A 21,052-nucleotide genomic window follows, 5' to 3' on the forward strand; every position below is an offset into this window, starting at 1 on the left:
TTCAAGGTCTTGTTATAGCGCTTTGCTTAACAAATCTAATTCGTGGTTTATTTGATTGAAATATATATCTTTGTTTGTGAAAATAGATTTCATTCCTGATAGATATGAAGATACCTGATCCGGGTTATTTAACGCTAGGTAAATAATCTCTATATCTGACATATCTGAGTTATTCACATGTCTTTCGGTTACAGTTAACGATCTGAGTAATGTTATATGTGATTTGAAATTTTCAATTTCACACGCATTGTTTAACATATCCCTCGCTGAATCAATTCCCAAAGCTATTTCATAACTAGACTCAAAATGCCTTAACGAATTTTCAAGCTCAAACACTTTATTGAGAGATTGTTCAAATAATAGTTTTTGAGCATTGATTCCATAAATTTTAGACATATTAAAATGGCCATTTACATCACTAACTTGTCTTTGTAAAAGTAGTAAATCTGTATACACGAAAGCCAACTTACTTTTGTTCTTCCATATACCAATAGCATAAAGCGCAAGGAGAAAACCTCCAATTGTAGCTAAATTAGCTAAAGATGATAAAACAACATTCAATGATAACCTTTGGAAAATTAGCGCTAAGTACACTCCTGAAAGTACCAAACCGAAAATGCAAACTGTATAAACAAACTTATCGTTAAACATATTTCTCCATGCGCTATAAAGCCGTTTTAAAAACCCTTGTTAGGTAAATTAAACATAAGAGTAAATCATTGGATTATTTAAAGTATATTGAAATAACAGCTATAAGTGTAGCAATTGCGCTCCATATAATAGCTCTCCGAGCTAACTTATTAGCTTCGCGTGAATTAGATAAAGCATCACGTGCGATTGAATTAGCATCCTCAGAAGTTAATAAGGCTTTGCGAGAAATTGATAAGCTTTCTTTCTCGCGATCTTCTCGGCTTACTTCGCGAATTTCTGATTTGGACTTCATCCACTCTAACGCAATAGAGTGTTTAACTCCTTTGGAAAATGAGCCACTCTCTAAAGATACTTTAACCGCAGGGACACCAAGTAAATCGAACTCAGAAAAACATAGCTCTTTAAAGTCTGATATTGCAACAGATTCAGCGGAAACATCTTTAGGATAAATAGCACCTCGATCTATTTTTCGCTTTCCGCTGCTACTGGATTTAAATCCAATCCAAAAATCGATAGGGATTTCATTCTCACCATTTTCAATAGTGAGAGTTACCTCATTAATATTACATACAGTTGATTCTCCGGCGTAAATTATGTTAACTGTACTCACGATTCACCTAACAGCCTATTGAACACCTTTTTGGTGTTTATAACACACAAAAACGGCGGTTAATAATGTTATCGGACAAAATTAGGATCCAATTCATCAAAACAGGAGTAAATTTAACTTTTACAATGTCCGGTTATCGCTCTTAGCCGAAGTTGGGCTCAGTGCCATGAGCGGACAGTGATAACGCCGCAAGGAACTGCAGCGTACTTGCGCTGTTTTTTAGCAAATAAGGCAACAGTGTTAGTCGTCCGATTGACTTGCTAGTTGCTAATTTGGTGATGTATTCACCTGCAGACTTATAACTAATTCCAGTTGTATTATATAAACCATATACTGCACCATACCCACTAAAGAATTCACCAATATCAGATAAGGGTCCACCTTTATAACCATGTATTTTTAAATAGTCTGTACACGCATCTGACCACCTTTCAATCCATGTAGATGGAAAACCATAACCATCTTCATCCGATACAATTCCGAATTCATTTAAGTGATCAACTACTTTCTTAACCAACTCAATGTCCCAATTAGTTAAATGATCTAAAGTACTCATAATATTCCTTGTAAGCTAACAGCTTATAAAACAACAAAACGGCGTATATTACATACCATGATAATTTCACCAATAATTACCTTTGTAAACAAGTAATTAAAACAGCTAGAAATTAAGCATGTTATTTTGCCCCAAAACGGCGTTTAATAATGTTATTGGACAAAATTAGATTTCTACTCAAAACACAGGAATAAATTTAACTTTTTCAGTGTCAGGTTATCGCTCATATCTGTCAGATGAATCTAAACCTATTAGTCAAAACTGTAAGATCTGATATGAGCTACTTCACCCAAACTCACCTTTTTTAACAGGTTTAATGGTTCTTCATTGAATTGACAATAAAAAAGCCGGCAACAGGGGCCAGCTTTATCTATTTCAAACATAATCATGTATCTATCACCGTTGTACTTCATTAGGATTTAAAAGTTGACTCTAACGCTGTCGTAACGAGCATTATTTAAGTGCCTGTGCTTTCAGAGTCTTTTAGCAATATAGCCTCTGCCATCTCAACAATTTCTGCTCGTGAATGTAAACTTGGTTTTATTCCTGCATTTTGAAGCACTTGTTTTTCATCGCTCAGTTCTTTCGTTCGTAACGTTTGCCCTAGAGCTTGCAATATTTCACCATCTGCCACGGTTAAGCCTCCAAAGCGCAAATCTTCATCTACAATTAAATTCCCTAAGCTATGGACTAACTCACCAACAGCACATGATAGTTTTTGCTCATCTGTAAACATTTAAAATTCCTTCTAAGCTCAATTTTTAACAGGTATTTATGCTGCGCTTTTTTTTGCCGGCTGCTTGCTAAGCAATAACCCCCAGTCTGACGATATTAATTCTTTAATATGTGGGTTTAAACTTTCATCATACTTAGTAAACGCAAGCGTTCTCTCCTCTTCTTCTACAACTTTTTCAACATACTTTCTGCGCTTAATTCTAATTGATGCTGTACATAGGTTACTTGCAAACTCCTTATTGTATCGTCTCGTTAACTCATCGGCAGTGCAATTTGTATTGCCCAGAAAAAAGGTTTTAAGGGTATCTTCACTTATCCCCGCTGGCTTCGGACGTTTTATATTGTTGCGAAATAGCGTGTTCTTTATAGCTAAATCTGATTTGTAAGTTTTAAATGTTGAATTGAAAAGCTTAGTAAGCTCTGCCAAAGAATATTTATTCACATTCAAACTTAAAAACTCGACCTGATCATCTGAATATTTAGAATTTGTAGGTTTTTTCACAATAATTACCTTTTAGGAAACAACAGAGCACTAATTTATACTAAATGTATATTCAGGCTACTAAGCTGGGGTGGTAAAAATAAGGCGCGGCCTTATGCTTCGCCTTATTTCTTTTATAAACATTTAATGCTTTGATGTAGTGTCCATATCTTTTGTGCATACAAGCTCTTTAATCATTTTCCGAGCACTCTGCAAATCAGTCATGTAAGAGTGTATTGCACCAAGCAAATGCTCTGTAGTGACACCTTCTAAAATCAAAGGGAAACAAAAGCAAAGCTGATTTTCATTGTTAATGAATACTTTTAGAAGTTTGAAACGTAGGTTGAATTCAGAAAGTAGCTGATAATCAAAGAATGAAAAATTCTTTACTCTGCTTTCAAAATAAAGGCTGCTAACGGTTTCTTCGCCTCTCCAACTGGAGACAGACTCAAGGGGTCTAACGATTAAATCGAAATAGTCTAATTTATACAAAATTCTATTTTTTTCATAAATAGCATCCTCAAGAACAACCTCTTCGATTAATTGAGTAACATCAAACATTGTAACGTTCTCAATTATTTCGCCGGGCTGGTAGTGCCCAGAAGACATTATTTGGCACAGGTCTTCATTAAGATCTGTACCGAATGGATTATTATTTTTTTCAAAAGATTTTTTATTCATAAAAACACCCATAGAAAACATGCAACTAAGAAAACAGTGACTAATATTGGCTCACCAATAGTGTTAGTTTTAGTTACTAATAAAAATTTAAAACGCTTTTTCGTTATCGGATAACAGAGAGGTATCCCGCTGTCAGTAAGGTAATCACCGACCAAATGCATTGCATAGCCGAAGCAAAGCCATAGCAGCCAGTACGGAGCAGATTGCCCATATACAAACAGAATAACGGCCAAGGGGATTATGCTATGTGTTAGTCCTCGATGGCCGAAAACAAAACTTATTGGCTTAGATATAAATCTAAAACGCTGACCGATGAACGAACCTGGATGATCTAGATCTGGCAGCGAAGCGCCGATTAAGGTTAATGCACCACCCAGTATTAATTGTGAGTTAATTTGTTCAAATTTATCACTTAAAAAGTCTAAAGCTACGAGATAGCCACCAGCTGCTATTGCAAGGTGGCTTTTAAACATCATTGTCTTTACCCCTTGTTAGAGTTGTTTTTAGTGTCAGTGCTTGGATTTAACGCTTTGGTTCGAGCTTCAATTAATTCTAATTCACGGTTGTGCTCTGCTTGAGTGGCCTTTTCCTTCTCAGCACGACGTTTACCTAAGCGTCTTTCCAAATCATCAAATTGCTTTTGAACAGCGTTATTATTAGTCTTCGCTTTCAATTGCTGTAATGCTTTATTAAATTCTTCATATGGCAACTTCAGCAAAGTATACGCGTGGAATTGGCCGTTAATAGTCGAGAGCTTTTGATCGACTATTTGGTAACCCACTACCGGAATTGAATCAACTATTTGGTCAATCAAAAATGTAGTTTGCGTATTAACATCACCGCTTGCACCACCTTGCTCAAACGAACGTTCTGAGCCAGACAGCTCTTGTCCAGTTTGTTTAGCTAATTCAAACTCAGCCTGTAATCGTGCGGCACGACGAGAGTGATTTAGCTGTTTTGATTGTGCAATACCAACACCATAAAATCCGGTTGAATCTGACGCTGGTGGTGCTAGTACCCACTCAGGTGAAGCTTCAATTTCTTTTTCTTGCTGTAGTGTTGATTTTTCTAGTTGCGCAGCTTCGTTTGCAGCACGTTGATTTTCTAGCGCTTCAAGCCTATCTGCCATATCATCATTTGATGAACAACCAGATAAGATAGCTAGACCCATCGCTAGCGAAGTTATTTTCAATTTCATGGATGTATACCTTGTTTTAAAGTTAAATATTAACATTGAGCTGCTGCAAGTTATAAAATTACAGCTACCCAAAAAGTACATTGTAAATTTTTTAGTCTAATTCTATAACTGATCCGCTATAGCGGCTTAACCATTTACCCGATCGCTTACATTCGACGAATTCATCTTTGGCTAGATGCATTTCTGCAAACGCTTTAGCAAGGCGAGTATCTTTAATTTTGAATAGTTGGCAATAATCTGCTGACGCATATTCGACAGTAACGAACAAAAAGCGACGTATATGAATGCCCACTAAACTTGCAACATATGTATAAAATGCTTGCTGTAAATCGTATTTCAACGAGCGCATTTGTCTTGAAAAATCATCTGGATTAGCGGAGCGAGTAGTTTTTACATCAGCCGCTTCATCGTCAAACCTAAGCCAATCGAATTTAACCTTCAAAAGTAAACCTGAACGTGGGCAGCGTGAAATAATGGCAACCTCTGGTAAGCCATAATTAATGTATGCATCAGCTTGAGGTTCATTTTTTAAAGATTTAACAATTCGTATAGCGCTATCCCACACTTGGCCATCAACACCCAGCTTACCGCCATACAATGTTTTTTCTTCGCCTTCTATTACTGCGGTGCTTTGTGCGCCCTCTTTTTCGCGATTAAGTCGTAGTAAATGTTCAAAAACTCTAGCATTTGGATCATGTTTAACCAATCGCTCAGCTTTAACAGCCTTAGTTCCTGTTGTTTTTAGATTATGCTTTTCCAGCTCAGCTTTAATTTGCGCTTCAGTATGCAAAGCATCCGGCTCATCAATAGGTAGTAATTCTCTAAAGTATTTGTTGTAAAAGTCTTCTGGCTCAAGAATTAGTTCATGGCCAAGTGTGCCTGCATCTAATGTGCGTTGAGTTTGAAGCGTGCGCTTAACTTCAATACCTGATAAATATTTACGGTAGTAATGAGGTGGTGACTCCTTGAATTCTTTAAGTTGAGATGAGCTTAAAGCAGGGAGGCTATGGTACAAATCGTTAGGCATATTAATGTAAATGCCTTCAATTAACTCCCCTTTAGAATCAACATAGTTAGGCTCGCCATTAGCATCGAAAGCTTCTATGGCTTTTTCTACCCAATTACTTAACTTAGGTGCAAGTTCTTCATTAGAGATAGCTTCTTGAATCTCATCAAGACCATAACTTAATTGTTTTGCTGCTGACATTGGTTTAACCCTTTAACTATTTATGCCGACCATAATGCCATAGATAGAAATTCAGGCTACTAACCTAGAATTGCATATTAATCAGGCAGTTAATCTTGCTATAAGCTAAACTTAATCAGTACTAATTTCATAGAGCATATAATTTTGATTACACAATTCTGGTATTACACACCAAGATTATGTAACGCATACGGCGTTAAACACACAATTGTGGTGTTGCTCACCAGTAATATGTAACGTGAACGGTATTGAACACACAATTATGGTGTCACACACCAAGAATATGTAACGTGTACGGCATTGAACACACAATTATGGTGTCACACACCAATAATATGTAATGTGTACGGCATTGAACACACAATGAAGGTGACACACACCATAAATATGTAATGTTCACAGTATTGAACACACAATTGTGGTGTCACACACCAAGAATATGTAATGCCCACGGTGTAGAACACACAATTATGGTGTCATATACCAAGAAGATGTAATGTATACGGCATTGATTACATAATTATGGTGTCGTACACCAAGAATATGTAACGTGTACGGCATTGATTACATAATTATGGTGTCGTAAGCCAAGATTATGTAACATATACGGCATTGATTACATAATTCTGGTGTCGTACACCAAGAACATGTAACGGTAAATCTTAATTTCACAATCACGGTGTGGTACACCAAGAAGATGTATTGTATACAGTATTGAACACATATTTATGGTGTACCACACCAAGAAGATGTAATGTAACTAGCATCGATTACACAATCATGGTGTCACACACCAAGAATATGTAATGTACAAAGCATTGAATACACAATCTTGGTGTGAAATATTACATTATTAGATTAAAATTATTTAGAACCCAACAATACTGGCGTCCGACTATGAGTAAAAAGCTAAGTGATATACCTATTTCAAGAACTAACTTACCTAAACATATTAAACAAGGTCATAAATTGGTATTTAGTCGGAAAGACTTATCACCACGCGAGGCCGATTTATTTGCTCTAATGATGGCTCAAATGAAAAGCTCTGACTGGGTTAAATCAACACCACAATACACTTACACTGCCAACCAATTATCTGAATGGTTAAACATTGATTCAAAACATATTGGTTCGGTGCTAGCTCCTGCTGCAGAAAGGCTTGCAGGTTATAAAGTGGGCATCAAAATTGAATCTGAAACGGAAGATGATGAATTCGATTACAAACCTCTATTCAAAAATATCAAATATAAAAAGGGACTATTAACGATGGTTCCTAATGACATGCTTGAGAGTGAATATATTGAATATCACCATGGGTTCGCACTGATAACTACAAAAACATTCTTAGATCTAAAACAAGAGTATTCTAAGAGGCTTTACGAGTTGCTAAGCCGCTTTAAAAAAGATGGATTTGAGATGCATTTTATTAAGGTTGATATACTCAAAGGCTTATTTGGATTACTCGACGAAAGAGGAAAACTAAAAAAGAATAAAAGCTCATTTAAAAACAATGGTGTTTTTATGCAGCGATGTATAAGAGATAGCATTGATAGATTAAGCAATCACCCTATAGTTAGGAAAGAGCTGCTATTTCTGGAAAGTAAAACAGGTGATATTGGGTATGAAGTTAAAACACAAGGAAATCGCATATCTGAAATTAAATTTCTTATCAAATGGCATGAGAAAGGCACGTACCATGAGCTGAACACTCAAGACGCTCTACAAACAGTGAAAGAAATGATTGCAAAAAAAGTTACTCTTAAAGAAAAACTTAGTGTTCCCGAGTTAACTAAACTTATGATGGCATATCGTTATTTAGAAATAGATGAAGAAGCGGATAAAGTAGAAAAAGCATTACAATCTTATACAGAAAAAGAAAATGTAGAAAAGACTGTAACTGAAGATGAAAAGAGTGAGCTTGAGTCACTATTAGAGTTAACTAAAGATCTAGATTACTAAAATTTAGACACCATAAATGTGTTAACTATAAACCGGTTAAGTGATCAGCAACACCATTTAAGTGATCAGTAACACCAGTATTGTGATCCTAACCACCAACTTTGTGATCAGCATTACCATAATTAAGATCTAGATTGACTTTTTTTATGTTTTAAATCAAAGAGATACAAACCCTATAGTTTTATATCTCTTTCTAGTATTTATACATTTAATATAAATTATAGGGTTTGTGGATATGTGTATAACTTTTTAAAAGCAATAAATCCCAGTTTGTAGCCAGAATTTTCAAATATGTTTAACTACTGAAAAAACTGGAGTCAAACAATGTCACATAACAACTACATCGATTTATTTTTAAATAAAGAATTTAGAACTCAACTTATAGCCACGTATGAAACTAATAAAATTGACCGTTCATTTGATGTAAATGAAATCAATAGCCAATTACGTGAACTATTTGCTTGGATAACCTCTCAAGTTAACAAACAAAAATTATATAGCAACCGTAAACCTAGCTTTGACAGCATAAAACCTAAAGAGTTAGCTCGCTGCATTCTTGAAATAGCCAATATGGGCTTATCTATTAATCCATATGACAAAGAAGCCTATTTGTTTATACATTGGGAATCTCACTGTGAACAAGTATTTCCAACTGTTCAAATTGGTATCCAGGCCATGAATCAATTTTACGGCGCCTGTTCCAAAATCAAATCTACCAACTTCAGTGTTGTGCATGAAGGCGATCAATTTGAATGGTACGGTGAAAACACGCCACCGCGATTCATACACTCATATACAACCGATGGAAACGCCATTGTAGCCGCTTTCTCTGTTATCACCTTTACGGATGGTACATTCTATTGCTCGTACATTGGTACAAGTGAAATTCAATCTATTATTTCTGATAAAACACATATGGCAGATGATGCTGGAATAAGTGCTTGGGTTAACTTTACGAGTCGCTGTGTGCGCAACGTCATTTTACGCAGGACATTTAATAGTCTCGCGAACTTATTAGGCTTACTACCGAATAACAGAAGTATTAATGACTCTGGTGTTGTTGTTAAATTTGAACAACAAACGCCGAACGTGCCACAAACTAAGAGTTTTACTGAGGAGTCAGTGAGTGATGAGGATTTTGCCGCTCTCTTGGCTAATCAATTAGAACAGTAGTCAGATTATTGATATGGCCTATAGTGGCCATATCAACATGATTAATTAAAGGGTAACTATCGTGCGTAGAATTATTATAGCTATAGCTGAGCACTACAAAAGTAATAAAACAGCAAAAATCACCCAGTTTATTCAAGGTGAATATAACCGTGTTGTAATTCACGAGAACACGCCTATTTCATTGCACGATGTCAATGAATCGGACGTTTTGCTTGCTCTTAATGAAACATTGTTAAAATTAGAATTGGATTTAAACGAATTACTTGATTTTGTGAGTATTGTGCCTGCAATTGACCGCAATACTAAGCAACTGACGGCTGTTGTAGAGCTAAAATCGGGCTACTTTCGTCACCTGATTAACTCAAGCGCAAAGACAAAGGTTCATGAGGACTTTATCCTATACACCACTGATATGTACCAGCTTTGCGGTAACGATAACCATATTAATTATCGTGAGTTTCCTAAAAAGCCTGACAGCGAAGTTATCGCTGCATGTATCAACTTCAACATAAACAAAGGTAAGGGTTCGTGTGGGCTCTCTCTTAAAGAGCTGGAAGCAATTAAGAGACTCTACATTGATATTAAGTACGGCGGCTTCAATGCATTTGATGATGATGAATGGCTTGATATATACAAAGCGTCCACTTATCGCCGCGCATTAGAAGATGATGCATTACAATGCCCCGAAAACATTCTCGGTAAACCTGTGACTGCTAAGTATAAAATAGCGGTAGAAATGCATAACGTATTTTTTCGCAAACAAGAAAAAGCAGACTCTTTGATTAAGAATGACTTTGGACGGGTAATTGGTAGAAAAACCAACCTTTTCTCCCCTGCTGAATTAATTAAACAGAAAAACTTACCGCGTTATGGTGGATTTAAAATTGCTGCATCGCGTGGCCAAAGTGCCACCAGCACTCTTGATAATAATGTGGTTACTTTAGACCCATTTGATTTTGGTAATTTCAACCATGAAATATTGGTTAATAACAAACGCAGTGAGATTGAGCCGGTAAAAACTATATCACCGGCAGAGCATGAACATATTGAATCATCTGAAGAACTTATTGTTAGCGACTTTCTTTGTTAAATAATTAAAAGTGAAATAAATGAATATTAAAACTCGTGTCATATTAAAATGTAATGAAAATGAGCGCAAATCAGTACGCATAATGGTGTATGAAAACGACTCTGAATTTTTCATACGTTTAGATCTGTGTGGTATGGGTTTGAACTTTGAGTATGAAGAATTTACTGCTGGTGGCTTTAAACGTGAACATTTGGCTTATGAGCGCCTTGAAGAAGAAATTACATGTTTAGAGCAAATTGATTTTGAAGTTGCAAAACGTAATGACAATCCAGTCCAAACATTAGAGCTAGAACAACTAAAATCGAAGCCTATCATGCCTCTGTCGTACTCAAAGTTAGATGACAAGCAAATCGATGGCCTAACAAATCATCCGTGCTTAGAAGTCTATTCAGGCATTCAGTCAGTCATTGTATTTGATGAATTTTACAATGTTAGATTCTATCCAGCTAACAAAATTGGTATTGAAGGGGCTGTACTACCTTTACCAACGACATATACGAACATGATCAAGGCTGCTTTTAAGCGACTTGGCTTGGGATACACTATTGTAGAAGGCTTCTATTCAGCTAGATTTGGTTTTACGGCCGTTGATGCTGCGATAGTGAATGGTAAAAAGCTAATAGATGTTCGTTACAGCGAACGTTTTAAATTAATGAATAGCTTTGTAAGTAAGGTTAATTCCAGTTTATTTAAAGCTGGTGACTTAAAAACCTCCAGTCGTACTAATTTAGGATGCAGCGCATACTCAGTTGTGCATAGTTCAGTTTTATTCCTTAAAAAAGAAAATTCAGTTCCATTGTCATTGATGAATGACGTTAATAGTCAAATTGATACTCTTATTATTGATGATTTAATGCCTGAGCGTGCCTCTTTGCACTTAGATGGGGAGTTTATCGAATGTTTGAATGTTACTACTGGTGTTATATGTAAAAGACCTAGTGTGTTTTACAGTCGGTCTAATTACAATTTTTTTGAATATGCTAGTGTTGCGTGTGTTCGGACTGAGAATGATCAAAGGGAGCCTTTGATTTTTTTCTAACTACGCTTATATCACGTTGCACTATTTGTGATAACAGTTGCGCAGAAACAGTAAAATCCTCAATAGTTTTACAAAGATTGTCAGATCGGACGCCGCCATATAAATCAAAATGCCGACGCGCCTCTAAATAGTTCTTATCTCCATCTTGAACTATTAAAAGTTTTATATCGTGGTTGCCTTCGTTTTGTTCGTTTACCCATTGGTACGGCAGCGATGACAACTCACATAGTCTTATACGCATAAGAAATTGTTCTATATAATTATCATGATGCCATTGCCCCGAAACTGAGTTTAAAACTATAAAACCGGCCTTTGGTCTGTCGATGGTAAAGTGATACCCACTGGCCTTAGAATAATTAGCACATATTTTAACTTTTCGCCCTTTAAATGCATTCTCTAAGAAGGCCATCATTTCCAAGCTTGAAACTGCATCAATTATACTGTCGTGGTTTTCAAAGTATGAAACCCCAGCCTTTATAGCCTCAACATGTTCAAATATATCTACACTCATATTACTCCCTATGGACTAAATTCAAGGTTACAGACTTGTTTTGGGTTGGCTTCCCCGGATACCTCAGCCCATGCTGCAGCAGCAATGTATGAACTCTTTGATATATCTTCTTCAGAAAAACTTAGTATTTCAACACGAACCCCCATCGACGTTTGAATTAATTCAGCCATCACGGGCTCTGGCGTCAATACAAATTGAAGTAACTCTTTCGTCATCTTAATGTCGATGTTAGAACATGCAATAGCCTTGGCGTAACAAGATAAACTGAGAAGTAATGTTTTATTTGTTATTTCAAATAAGTTATTACTTTCGTTTCCCTTATTTAAATTCATTGCTTCTAAAAGTGCTCTTCGCGTATTGGACTCAATTTTGATGAAAACTTTTTTCCAGAAATCATTTAGCTTAATGCTAAGGGATTCTATTTCCAAATTAAGAGCGATGCCTTGCATACATTTTTGACCTATACGAGCGACGCATTGGGCGGGGTCTATTATCGGCGTTTTTCTTTTGTATCTTACAGATCTATTAGCTATTTCAATTATCTTTGATAGCACTGCGCCGTCTGTATGGGCCAATTGTACTATCTTTGCAGTGTTGTAATCCTGGTTAAAGCATGCATTCTTTAGCTCACTTATCACTTTGTTATTAGCTTTAACCAAGCTGCGTCCAGCGCCAAAAAGACGCCGGACCTCCAAAACAACAAGGGATTCATTACTCAAATTTAACATTCAATTTTCACTATTTACTGCCGGTGGTCTTCTAATACCATTTGGTCAATTGCATCCATGAAAGAGTAACCGTTATCAATTAACTCCTGCCTGCGCTGCTTTTCGTCGGCATTAGTGGTTAATGTAAGCTGTATGCGTCTATCAGTATATAATCGACAGACTTGTGATTGTCCTTCATACTTTATAAAAATCTCTGAGTAAGCAATATCAGTCCTTGATGGATCGGGTTGGACCGTATGTGTTGATTTTATCAGTTTAAAATCCAATTCACTACCAGAGTATGCTTTTTCATTCTGCAGTTTTTCAACGGCCTCTTCTCTTTGTTTAAGTAAAAGTAGCCAATTTGAGTTATCAAGAATTGCTCGACCTACATCTGAGCTATAACCATCCATTACAGATTGAGTGATTAGCCCACCAGCAGCATTATATTTTCTGAAGCGTCGCCAAGCTGTTTCTAGGAATTGACTAAAAAAACCAAGCCTTGCTTTTGTTGCTTCATCTCCCTTTAAATATTCCCACGCTTCGTCTAGCAGGAACATCCGACGACGTGCTTGCCCACCAAGGTACATTGTTTGCTGTATTGACATAATTACAGACATTAAAGCAATTGTTTGTAAGTGCGGGTCGCCTTTAAGCTCTTCTAGCTCAACTACTACTAGGCGAGAAGAAAAATCGACTGGCGGCTTTTCGGGATCAAAATATGCGCCATAGTAAAACCCTTTACAAAATGGTTTAAGCTGGTGGCCAATTTCTCTCACCGCTTCATGTTCACTTTTTACACACAGTTCATAGTAATCATCAATACAGGCCTTATTACCTTTGTCATTCCATAGCGCTGTTAACAGGGTCAACATTTGCGAGCTTTGAAAGTCTGAAATTTTACCTGAAGGTGCTGCCATTGTTTTTAGTTGCGCTAGGCATTGTATACCTTGACCTTCTTCACCATCAAACTCATGAATATATGAGAACGGGTTTAGTGTATAAGCCAAGTCTTTATTGAAGACTAAGAATTGCGCTTCATGCAGCTGCTTTGCTAGACCTTCGTAAGAACGCCCCACGTCAATTACGAAAACTTGAGTTCCATCATCAAAATCTTTGTTTTGTGCTGGGTTATCGGGATCATCTTGTAACTTAACGCCAGAAGAAAGCATGTTTGCAATGAGGTATCCCGTAAAGAAAGACTTACCTGCCCCGGAAGTAGCTGCAATATAAAAGTTATAGTTTGTCTGTGATTTAAAAAAGTCGATATTTACCAACTGACCTAATCGGGACGTTAATAATAGTCTAGGTTCCGAGGTGTTACCCGCCCAGCTCCCCATGTGAGGTGTTAAAAAAGGAAGTGCTTTTGAAGTACATACATTATAACGGCCAGAGAGATTAACAACTTCTTCGCTAAGCCCCATTGGGAGTGAGCTTATGAACATCGGTACTGTGAAAAAATTATTATCAACCAGCGTACAGCCCTTACGCTCGTAGAATGCAATAAGTTCTTCTGCAAACACGTCAGCTCGCTCTTCATTTTTAGCAAATACATTTACTTGTAAGGCATACTTAACAATAGTTGATTTTTCTTGCTCAATTTCGCGATTTATATCGTTAAAGTCTTTATTTTGGAAGCGTAATCGGTCAACCCATTGCACTAACTTGCCTTTTGCCTGTGAGTTTATAAAACTACGTTTAGATTTAATATCTTTAATAGCTTTTACTGCGTCTTCATAATACATATTAAGTGTGATCATGAAGTGCTCTGTCAAAGGTGCTCCCTTACCTTCGAGCCAATCACCAAGCAAGTCCATCATTTGACCATAAACCATGTTTTCTGGCATTTCAGTTACAGACAACGATTTAATGTATTCACATTCGTTATCTTTATCATCTAGTATTTTTATGCCACTACCTTCTATCTCAACTCGCTTGCCAGGATCTAAAATCTGATCACGCATTAAGCCCGAAGCTTGTGACTTTTCTTTAAAATGCGGGCGTGTACGCCACTTGTCTTTATTGAACATGTTGAACATAACGCGTAAGCGGCGACGAAAACCTACATCATCAAGCTCTACTGCGCCTAAAATTGACAGTGAGCGTAAAGCGCGCTTTTTAACATCTTTGGCTACCGTTAGTTCATTACTAGTTGGTACAAGTTGTTTAATAGGTATTTTTATAGTAAATATGAACTCAAAAGTTCTAAATATAAAATCCGATTCATTTATTCCTTCGTTTGTACCTTTGCGGTAGAAATCATGAACAGCTTTTGCTATGGATGAAACTTGCTCTTGGTCTTTACCTAAGTAGCGTCCAGTTCGTGCAGCACGAAAACCATAGAGCTGATTTTCAATATCAGGGCTTGAAATTAAAGATGCCTGTATAAGTGTTCCTTTGGGAAACTTTGTTTTGTAAATACCGGTTAAGCTATTTAAAATTTCACGATTACCGCCGTTTGTGGGCATTGATCTAAATGCAAAGCCAAGATAAGGCCCCTCTAGTAAAAATAATTTTTCATCCTCCCAGTATTCTAAGTACGGGAATAAATCAGCAAAAGCTTCGTGCTTTAATAATTTTTCGTTACGGCGGCGAAATGCAGACATTTTTAAAATACCCCTTTAATTACTTTCTACGGTTGATTGGGTTTACTACTTCCATAGCATCGACTCCGTTTGAGCGATTACGAGCACGGTTGAATTGCTCTTCACTACGGCGTTTTACTTCTAACGGTACTACCCGAGAAGGTCTGTCGTTGGCAGCTTCGCCATAACTCCACCGTCTTGGTGTAACCTCAACAAATGTATATCCTGGCATATGTAATAAACCGTCTGAATCAGTATACGAGGCAATTAATACACGCATAACTTGAGCAGGCTCAAGCGTTGCTAATGGCTCAGGTGCGAGTGGTTCATTATTGCTTGGCCACTGTTCATATTGATTTTGTTGGTATGAAAAACGGGTTTGCGGTAATGCTTCCGGTGTTTGGTAATTATCGGGTGTTTGCTGGCCGTCTCCACGCGCAGCATAGGTAACGCCATTGTCCGTATTACGCTTACTAGATTTATTTTCAAGTTTAGTTGTTTTGTTTTTATTGCTAATAACTTGCTTTGTTTCACCATCACTTTCGTACAACGAAACGTGATTTGTGTTTTGGCCATTGCGGTATGCGTTTAGCTCTTCTTGGGTTAGGTTCTCAAGACTAACGCGGTTATTAGTTAATTTATAAACATCACGAGGTCCACCACAGACACCGCCTTTTTTTAAATTTGGGCAGGTAAATTCTTCTTTACCTAGTGAATTAACACACCCTTGAAGGCTTAAAGCACTCATTACCAGCGTTAAAGTAGTTAAAAGCTTAAATTTCATTGTAAGTCCTTAAATCTGAATGATTACACATGTTATTTGTTTGAGTGAGGTAGCGTGGGCATTGGCGCGGATCAGGTTCACTGCCAATTGGTGACATACAGCCACCTAATGCACTTACCAAAATTATTACTGTTAATGTTTTAATCATAATGATTCCAACCATTTATCTAACTCAATGGGCGCGCCTTTCGACACAAGGCCATCTTCTCGTACAACATGCGGTAAATTGGTGATTTTAAAAATTTCCTGCATATAAACAGTAAACATTAAATTTTGGTCAGGGCAGCCTTCATTGGTGTCCAAGAATGATTCGCTTGTGTTGTTAGCTAAATCTTCTATTGCAAGCTCTCTATCTGGTGCACAAAGTATGCTCATGCTGCGTTTTACTGCATCCTCTCCACCAATCAGCGGCATCATGACAAATACGAAATGGTATTTTTCTTTGTTAGCGTTAATCTTTGCTACAAATTCTTGGGTATGTTTTGCTGTTGGGTCCCCAAAAATAACTCCTTGGCGCGGTATATCAGGGTTACCCAAAACAAGTGAAGCTAGGTCTTTTTGGAAGTCGAATTTCATTTCAGATAATGGCATACGTAGTGTATCGCGCACATCGTCAACGGTTTTGAGCGTTTTTCTATGCCATACGTCCTTTATTGTTCCTTCAATAGCAAAACGACCGTCAGAACTAATGATATAACTTCCACTTTGAGCTTCGACAAAATACAAGCGTGAGATTGGTAGCTCTTGAATGGCGTTTACAGCTCCGTATTTTCCAAGGTCACGTTTTGTTTGCTCTGCAAATTCAGTGCGTGACGGTATAGGTAACTTAACTTCATCTTTATTTACTTTTTCTTCTGCAAAAACAGAACCGCTTAGAAGTGCCGCAATAATGGGGAGGGTTAGTAATTTCATTTACTTAACGCCTCTCAGATTTTTAATTAGATCATCAACTGGTGCATATCCTCGTTGAACTAGTTGCCCATCAATTGAGAAAACGGCAGGCGTTCCAGTTACACCTAAACTTAATCCCAGTGCAAATTGCTCAGGGATTGTGTTTTCGCACGTACTTCTTGGCACGTTCGCTCTATGTGCTGCGGCATCTAAGGCCGCTTTAGGGTTTTCAGCGCACCACACATTTTCTAATTTGTAATAAGCACCAGTGTACTGTGTTTTATTTTGTTGGTTGTATACGCCTTGTCTTGGCCATGCTGCATAGTGGACAGTTACACCCGCTTGGTTGAAGTCTTCTACTTCATTATGAAATTTTGTGCAGTACGGGCATGAGGTATCGTAGAAAACTACTATTTCACTTGTTTCGTTTTCAGCCTTGTATGTAATAAAGCTATCTTTTAATTCAGTAATTTTCTTTCCATTTTCTTTTGCTAAACGCGCTTTAGTTAAATTAGGGAGGCCTTCTTTAGCTTCATGAACATTACCAGCAACAATATATTTTCCATCTTTAGTGGCATAAAACACGCCTTTTTCGGTAACAACTTGCACCATATTTGGAAGTGGTGATTCTTCAATTGCGACAATTGGAATTGGTACAAGTTTTGTAAAGTTATCTATAGCGGCTTGCAGTACAATTTCTGCTTGGCTTTTTTCAACTTTTACGCCTTCGGCATTCGCTGCTAACGAAAATGTAACGCTTAATGCAAGCGTTACCATATTCTTCATATTTAACTTCATAATTAAGGCCTATCTAATGTGATTAGGCCTATTTTTACATCCTGTAAATGGCTTGGCTAAAAATACAGAGGGTATAAAGTGCCTCTCTAATTATTTAAATACTCATTTGAATCGTTATTTTTAAAATTATTCTGTGGATTTAAAACCCGTCACCCAATCCCGCTATAACCCCATTTATTTACGGTTGTTAAACCTTTTAAAATTAATCTGTGAATTTAAAAGCTCGATCACCAAATACGCTTGTACTTATTGACTCTTTTACGCTCAAACTTTCTTCAACACTAGCTAACCCCATTATTTACGCGGGATTCAACCTAATTCCCGTTCGGTAGTCAGGATTTCAAATAAACGTAGTATTGATTTAACTTTTACGGAGAGTAGCCCTAATGTCTTTTATTAAATTACCCTGTGCAGACTTTATATCAATTTTAAACCCTATCGCTCGCCTTGCTTGCTCTAACAAAAAGAGTAACGGTGTGCTTGAGTTCGCTCGCATTCTTATTACGAATAAAGGTGGCAAGCTTGCTGCTTACGCGAGTGCTTCAAATGGTGGTCAGTCTATGGCGCGTAGAATAGAAAATTTTGAAAGCGATATAGATATGCTGGGTGAAGATAAAGAGGTTTTACTTTCAGGTGAAAAGCTTTTATCCATTGTTAGTGCTTATACGTCTTTTGATGCAAACGAGCCTGTAAAAATCTCATGGGATGATTTTAGCGAAAATGGTGGGTTAATTACTGCCAAACGTTCAAAGATGAAAATTGATACCGCAGACCCTAGCGCGTACCCAGCACCACCAAAGTTAAGTGCTGAACATTCAGTATTAACTATTCCCCTAAAGCGACTTCAAGACGTACTTGTGCAAGCGCGTGGCTCTGTGGCGGTCAATAACAGCACAAGACCTGCCCTAAATGGTGTAAATATAAAGCTAAACTGTTCAGCAAAAGTAATTTCTTTAACTGCTACCGATGGATACCGTGTTTACGATAATAAGCTTGATGTTACAAATTCTAAGAATGATTTCAATATCGTTATTCCCACTAAGTTAATTGATATGATTCAAGGACTAAAAGTAAGTGATGCAAGTGAGTTAGTACGCCTACGTTGTGATACCAATTCATGCGAAATCACCTTTAAAAGTACACTTATTCGCTCTCAGTTACTTGATAATAAATTCCCTGACTTATCCGAATTATTTTTAAATGAACCAGATTGGTTAATGGATTTAGAGCAAAAAGATATGGCTGNATTGACAAGCGTCTACCCGCTATAGAGTTATTGATTGACGATACAACTCAAGAAACCCATTTACGCACAGTGCAAGGCGGTAAAACGCTTGGTGAGGACTATCTTAAATCAAAGGTGACTCTTAAACCTGAAAATGCGCTATCTGTAAATTTAAACTTCCTAATGCAAGCAGTGGCTAACGTAACAAGCAAAATTGCGCGGATTGGACAGCACCCGAAAGATAAATATCTCGTTATCCAAGGTGAAAATGAAACCAGCCGCATGATAGTGCTACCACTACGAACCTGATCAGTAGCCAGAATATCGCAATTGGTTAGCATACTTATAACTTATTAAGTCTTGGGAAGATTATTAATGAATACTGTAACTGAAAAGAATGAAGCCGCAGCTACTACGGCAAATGCATCTATTACTTCACGTAGCATCACTGTTAACCCTGCTGAACAGGGGGTAACACGCGCAGAAAAAACGATGAACAGGCCTTTAACGAACTGTGTGAGTCAATTCGTAATATTGGCATTATACAAAAGCCTGTTGTTCGCACAAACAGTGAAGGTGAGCTTGAAATCGTTGTTGGCCACAGACGCGTATCAGCGGCTATCAGTAACGGTTTAGAATTAATTGATGTTGAGCATAAAGAGCTTACTGACCGTGAAGCTATGGAGCAGCACCTTTGCGAAAATACAGTGCGTCAGGACTTAGACTTTGTTAGTCAAATCCAAGCGTCAAAACGCTGGTTAAGCTTTTTCAATGGCGATAGAGAAAGTGCAGCCAAGCGCCTTATGTGGAGTGTTAAAAAACTAAACGAACGACTTGAGCTAGTTCATTGTTGTGATCAAGTATTGGACGCGCTAGACAAAGGCAAGATTAAAGCAGGTCATGCATTAATTTTATCTATCCTGCCAGAGAAAATTCAAATCGGCACATTAAAACGTGTTATTGATGAAAAATTGACTGTCGCTGAGTTAAAACAACGAGCAACTAAAGTTCAGTTGCCATTAGGTACGGCCAAATTTGATAAAGCAGATTGTAACTCATGTAAACATAACAGTGAGCGCCAAGTGGGTTTGTTCGATTTAGGTGATGAAAAAAGCTCTACGTGTTCGTTTGGTACATGCTACCGAAATAAGACACAAGCATATTTAAGTGACCAAAAAAATAAGTTAGAAGAAAAATACGGTAAAGTTTTATTTTTTAGTGAGTCTAATCCAGCCGATAGACGAAAAGTTGATACAACTACCGTAGGTGAAACACAATTCACTAGCGGTTGCGCCCTTTGTTCTAAGCGCATCAGTATACTCGATGACCGCCCAGCACATGAAGGCACTGTTATTGAAAATCAGTGTATTGATGTTGACTGCAATGATAAGTGTGTTGCAGCACTCGCTAAAGCAAAAAAAGCAAAAACGAAAAAAATTCAAAAAAGTATTCCGAAATCCGAGAACGACAATAAAAGTAATATTGATGAAGCGGATACTGAAACAACTAGTGCGCCTGACGAAACACAAGAAACTGTAGAGCCTGTTGTTTGCCAACCTTCAAACGTGGTCATTGAGTCTCATAAAAAAGAGTTGGTGGACTTTGCTCGTAATGAATTAAAGGATAACGAACTATTTAGATTAAGCCTTGCTGTTGCGTGTGTAACTAGCGCCCACTCTAAGCAACGAGGGTTTAATAATGTTGCAAAAATAGCTACTGAGCTTGCTTCAACCAAAACGAAAAAAGAAATCTTGGATGAACTTTCAAAATCTATTACTAATTTCATATTAACTAGTGATGGTGCTGATAATGCAAATGCATTCCAATTTTATGAAGTCGCATTTCAAAGTATTGATGGGCTTGCTGATAAAGCAGTGCAAGAATGGCAACCGAGTAAAGAGAATATTTCAAGCTACACGATTGAGGGGCTTAAACAACTATGCTCTGGTAGTGGCTTTGCACAAGCCGCTAATAAACATGCGGAGGGTAGCTTTAAAATAATGCACACTGGCAAAAAGACCGATTTTATTAAATCAATTTTAGGCACTAAATTTAACTGGCAGAAATACGCGCCACCAGCGTTATTGACACTACTCAAACGCTAATCCCTTTTTACATAACTTCCCAACCCAAACCGCTACTTCCCGATCAGTAGCGGTTTTTTTCGTTTG

The 21,052-nt window shown here is 37.4% G+C and carries 22 protein-coding genes and 1 pseudogene; 7 read left to right on the forward strand and 16 right to left on the reverse strand.

The features are described 5' to 3' along the window. Nucleotides 1-12: 12 nt before the first annotated feature. The 9 genes from L654_RS0112860 to L654_RS0112905 all read right to left on the reverse strand — a co-directional run bounded on the left by L654_RS0112860 (nt 13) and on the right by L654_RS0112905 (nt 6,119). Complete coding sequence (locus tag L654_RS0112860) at nt 13-651, reverse strand: hypothetical protein (RefSeq protein ID WP_024590283.1); 639 nt, start codon at nt 649-651, stop codon at nt 13-15. Between the two features lie 73 nt (nt 652-724). Then, nucleotides 725-1,261 (reverse strand): hypothetical protein, encoded by a 537-nt coding sequence (locus tag L654_RS0112865; RefSeq protein WP_024590282.1) that lies wholly within the window; start codon nt 1,259-1,261, stop codon nt 725-727. Nucleotides 1,262-1,403: 142 nt separating this feature from the next. Next, nucleotides 1,404-1,817, reverse strand: a complete 414-nt coding sequence (locus L654_RS0112870) for a hypothetical protein (protein ID WP_024591271.1) — start codon at nt 1,815-1,817, stop codon at nt 1,404-1,406. Between the two features lie 457 nt (nt 1,818-2,274). After that, nucleotides 2,275-2,553 carry a hypothetical protein gene (locus L654_RS0112875; RefSeq protein WP_024591270.1) on the reverse strand — a complete coding sequence of 93 codons (279 nt, stop codon included), beginning with the start codon at nt 2,551-2,553 and terminating at the stop codon, nt 2,275-2,277. Nucleotides 2,554-2,589: 36 nt separating this feature from the next. After that, nucleotides 2,590-3,054: a hypothetical protein gene (locus tag L654_RS0112880; protein WP_024591269.1), complete on the reverse strand. Its 465-nt coding sequence runs from the start codon at nt 3,052-3,054 to the stop codon at nt 2,590-2,592. A gap of 123 nt (nt 3,055-3,177) precedes the next feature. Then, nucleotides 3,178-3,714, reverse strand: coding sequence for a hypothetical protein (locus L654_RS0112885; RefSeq protein ID WP_024591268.1), 537 nt, complete (start codon nt 3,712-3,714; stop codon nt 3,178-3,180). Next, nucleotides 3,711-4,190, reverse strand: a complete 480-nt coding sequence (locus L654_RS0112890; RefSeq protein WP_024591267.1) for a metal-dependent hydrolase — start codon at nt 4,188-4,190, stop codon at nt 3,711-3,713. Before L654_RS0112890 ends, L654_RS0112885 begins: the two co-directional genes overlap by 4 nt. Before the next feature lie 5 nt (nt 4,191-4,195). Further along, nucleotides 4,196-4,912, reverse strand: a complete 717-nt coding sequence (locus L654_RS0112895; protein ID WP_024591266.1) for an LPP20 family lipoprotein — start codon at nt 4,910-4,912, stop codon at nt 4,196-4,198. Nucleotides 4,913-5,003: 91 nt separating this feature from the next. Then, nucleotides 5,004-6,119, reverse strand: coding sequence for a PD-(D/E)XK nuclease-like domain-containing protein (locus tag L654_RS0112905; protein WP_024591265.1), 1,116 nt, complete (start codon nt 6,117-6,119; stop codon nt 5,004-5,006). Between the two features lie 897 nt (nt 6,120-7,016). On the opposite strand from L654_RS0112905, the gene L654_RS0112910 reads away from it, so the two are divergent. The 4 genes from L654_RS0112910 (at nt 7,017) to L654_RS0112925 (ending at nt 11,380) form a co-directional block, all read left to right on the forward strand. Then, nucleotides 7,017-8,078 (forward strand): replication initiation protein, encoded by a 1,062-nt coding sequence (locus L654_RS0112910; RefSeq protein WP_024591264.1) that lies wholly within the window; start codon nt 7,017-7,019, stop codon nt 8,076-8,078. A 324-nt stretch (nt 8,079-8,402) separates the two neighbouring features. After that, nucleotides 8,403-9,251: a recombinase RecT gene (locus L654_RS0112915; protein WP_024591263.1), complete on the forward strand. Its 849-nt coding sequence runs from the start codon at nt 8,403-8,405 to the stop codon at nt 9,249-9,251. A 61-nt stretch (nt 9,252-9,312) separates the two neighbouring features. Continuing rightward, nucleotides 9,313-10,341 (forward strand): hypothetical protein, encoded by a 1,029-nt coding sequence (locus L654_RS0112920; protein WP_024591262.1) that lies wholly within the window; start codon nt 9,313-9,315, stop codon nt 10,339-10,341. 19 nt (nt 10,342-10,360) lie between these two features. Then, complete coding sequence (locus L654_RS0112925; protein ID WP_024591261.1) at nt 10,361-11,380, forward strand: hypothetical protein; 1,020 nt, start codon at nt 10,361-10,363, stop codon at nt 11,378-11,380. On the opposite strand, the gene L654_RS1000000127805 is transcribed toward L654_RS0112925, so the two are convergent. From L654_RS1000000127805 to L654_RS0112955, 7 genes are read right to left on the reverse strand one after another with little or no spacing between them, the layout of a single operon-like run. Continuing rightward, a complete protein-coding gene (locus L654_RS1000000127805) occupies nt 11,322-11,891 on the reverse strand; it encodes a hypothetical protein (RefSeq protein ID WP_139016102.1) in 570 nt (189 codons plus the stop codon). The genes L654_RS0112925 and L654_RS1000000127805 overlap by 59 nt on opposite strands. Nucleotides 11,892-11,899: 8 nt before the next feature. After that, on the reverse strand, nt 11,900-12,619 hold the full coding sequence (locus tag L654_RS0112930) for an HDOD domain-containing protein (RefSeq protein ID WP_024591260.1): 720 nt from the start codon (nt 12,617-12,619) through the stop codon (nt 11,900-11,902). A 14-nt stretch (nt 12,620-12,633) separates the two neighbouring features. Further along, nucleotides 12,634-15,204: a TraC family protein gene (locus tag L654_RS01000000126055; protein ID WP_024591259.1), complete on the reverse strand. Its 2,571-nt coding sequence runs from the start codon at nt 15,202-15,204 to the stop codon at nt 12,634-12,636. 19 nt (nt 15,205-15,223) lie between these two features. Further along, nucleotides 15,224-15,967: a TraV family lipoprotein gene (locus tag L654_RS1000000126920; RefSeq protein WP_024591258.1), complete on the reverse strand. Its 744-nt coding sequence runs from the start codon at nt 15,965-15,967 to the stop codon at nt 15,224-15,226. Further along, nucleotides 15,957-16,115, reverse strand: a complete 159-nt coding sequence (locus tag L654_RS1000000127970) for a hypothetical protein (RefSeq protein WP_155945836.1) — start codon at nt 16,113-16,115, stop codon at nt 15,957-15,959. The genes L654_RS1000000126920 and L654_RS1000000127970 overlap by 11 nt, the downstream gene beginning before the upstream one ends. Continuing rightward, nucleotides 16,112-16,879 (reverse strand): hypothetical protein, encoded by a 768-nt coding sequence (locus tag L654_RS0112950; protein WP_024591257.1) that lies wholly within the window; start codon nt 16,877-16,879, stop codon nt 16,112-16,114. Before L654_RS0112950 ends, L654_RS1000000127970 begins: the two co-directional genes overlap by 4 nt. Beyond that, nucleotides 16,880-17,656, reverse strand: coding sequence for a thioredoxin fold domain-containing protein (locus L654_RS0112955; RefSeq protein WP_024591256.1), 777 nt, complete (start codon nt 17,654-17,656; stop codon nt 16,880-16,882). A gap of 386 nt (nt 17,657-18,042) precedes the next feature. Here L654_RS0112955 and L654_RS0112965 point away from each other — a divergent pair, with 386 nt between their 5' ends. The 3 genes and pseudogenes from L654_RS0112965 to L654_RS0112980 all read left to right on the forward strand — a co-directional run. Beyond that, nucleotides 18,043-18,927, forward strand: coding sequence for a hypothetical protein (locus L654_RS0112965; protein ID WP_024608180.1), 885 nt, complete (start codon nt 18,043-18,045; stop codon nt 18,925-18,927). A 5-nt stretch (nt 18,928-18,932) separates the two neighbouring features. Next, on the forward strand, nt 18,933-19,190 hold the full coding sequence (locus tag L654_RS0112970) for a hypothetical protein (RefSeq protein WP_024608181.1): 258 nt from the start codon (nt 18,933-18,935) through the stop codon (nt 19,188-19,190). A gap of 170 nt (nt 19,191-19,360) precedes the next feature. Beyond that, nucleotides 19,361-20,986, forward strand: a pseudogene (locus L654_RS0112980) (PRTRC system ParB family protein); the annotation flags it as partial. Nucleotides 20,987-21,052: the final 66 nt, after the last annotated feature.

It is taken from the genome of Pseudoalteromonas sp. TAB23 (assembly GCF_000498075.1).
Lineage (GTDB): Bacteria > Pseudomonadota > Gammaproteobacteria > Enterobacterales > Alteromonadaceae > Pseudoalteromonas > Pseudoalteromonas arctica.